Raw genomic sequence first — 1,781 nt, forward strand, 5'->3', positions numbered from 1 at the left:
CGTCGGCGTCGTGCCGCTCGGTCACCGAGAAGATCAGGTCGAGCTAGGACGTGGTGGTCGTGATCGACAGCGGGGACGCGGTCAGCCCGTCCGGGGCGAAGTCGGCGCGCGGCGCGTTCTGCAGCACGAGCATGACCTGGAACAGCGGGTGGTGCGCGAGCGAGCGCGGCGGGTTGAGCACCTCGACCAGGTGCTCGAACGGCACGTCCTGGTGCGCGTACGCGGCCAGCGCGCGCTCCCGCACCCGGCGGAGCAGCTCGGTGAAGCTCGGGTCGCCGGAGGTGTCGGCGCGCAGCACGAGGGTGTTGACGAAGAACCCGACGAGGTCGTCGAGCGCCTCGTCGGTGCGGCCCGCGATGAGCGTGCCGACCGGGATGTCGTGGCCCGCGCCGAGCCGGGTGAGCAGGGCGGCGAGCCCGGCCTGGAGCACCATGAACAGGCTCGCGCCGTCCCGGCCCGCCAGGTCGCGCAGGGCGCGGTGCAGCTCGCCGGGCAGGTCGATCTCGACGAACCCGCCCCGGTGCGAGGCGACCGGGGGGCGCGGCCGGTCGGTGGGGAGCCGGAGCACCTCGGGCAGCCCGGCGAGCGCGCCGGTCCAGTGCGCGGCCTGGCGGGCGAAGGAGCTGGTCCGGTCGGTGTGGTCGCCCAGCAGCCGGTGCTGCCACAGCGCGTAGTCCGCGTACTGCACGGGCAGCGGCACCCAGTCCGGTCCGCCGCCGCGCAGGCGGGCCGCGTAGGCGGTGGCCAGGTCGCGGGCCAGCGGGCCGAGGGACCAGCCGTCACCGGCGATGTGGTGCACCACCAGCAGCAGCACGTGCTCGTCGGGCGCGAGGGCGAACACCTGGGCGCGCAGCGGCAGCTCGGTCTCCAGGTCGAAGCCCCTGGTGGCGGCGGCGGTCGCGGTGGCGGCCAGGTCGCACTCGGCGACGGGCGACACCGGCACGCGCGGGCGCGGGGGCGCGTCGAGCACGAGCTGGTGGGTGGCTCCGCCGGTGTCGGGGAACAGGGTGCGCAGGCTCTCGTGCCTGGCGAGCACGTCGGCGAGCGCGGCTTCGAGGGCGGGCAGGTCCAGCGCGCCGGTGAGCCGCCAGGCCAGCGGGATGTTGTAGTTCGCGCTCGCGCCCTCCAGCTGGTGCAGGAACCACAGCCTGCGCTGGGAGAACGACAGCGGCACGCGCTCGCCGCGCTCCTGCGGGGTCAGCGCGAGCCTGGCCCGGCCCGCGCCGCCGAGCACGGCCGCCAGGCCCGCCGGGGTGGGGCTCTCGAACAGGGTGCGCAGCTCCAGCTCCACGCCGAGGGTGGCGCGCACCCGCGACACGAGCCGGGTGGCGAGCAGCGAGTGGCCGCCCAGGTCGAAGAACCCGTCGTCCACGCCGACGCCCGCCACGCCCAGGACCTCGCCGAACAGCTCGCACAGCAACTGCTCCTGCGGGGTGCGGGCGGCGCGCCCGCCGACAAGGGCGGTCTCGGGCTCGGGCAGGGCCTTGCGGTCGAGCTTGCCGTTGCCGGTCAGCGGGATCGCGTCGAGCGGCACGAACGCGGCGGGCGCCATGTGCGCGGGCAGCCGCTGCGCGAGGTGGGCGCGCAGGTCGAGCTCGACGCCGAGGGCGGAGCGCACCCGCGACACCAGCCGGGTGGCGAGCAGCGAGTGGCCGCCCAGGGCGAAGAAGTCGTCGTCCGCGCCGACCTCGGCCACGCCCAGCACCTCGGTGAACAGCTCGCACAGCACCCGCTCCCGAGGGGTGCGGGCGGGGCGGCTGCGGCGGGCCGGGGCGGGGGAC

At 76.3% G+C, this 1,781-nt stretch carries 1 protein-coding gene; it reads right to left on the minus strand.

Going from position 1 to position 1,781, the window contains the following annotated elements; translation table 11 throughout:
• Positions 1-43: 43 nt before the first annotated feature.
• A partial coding sequence (locus tag ACTUAL_RS11115; protein WP_440900194.1) for a condensation domain-containing protein occupies positions 44-1,781 on the minus strand: 1,738 nt, incomplete at its 5' end.

The sequence above is a fragment of the Actinosynnema sp. genome (assembly GCF_052038725.1).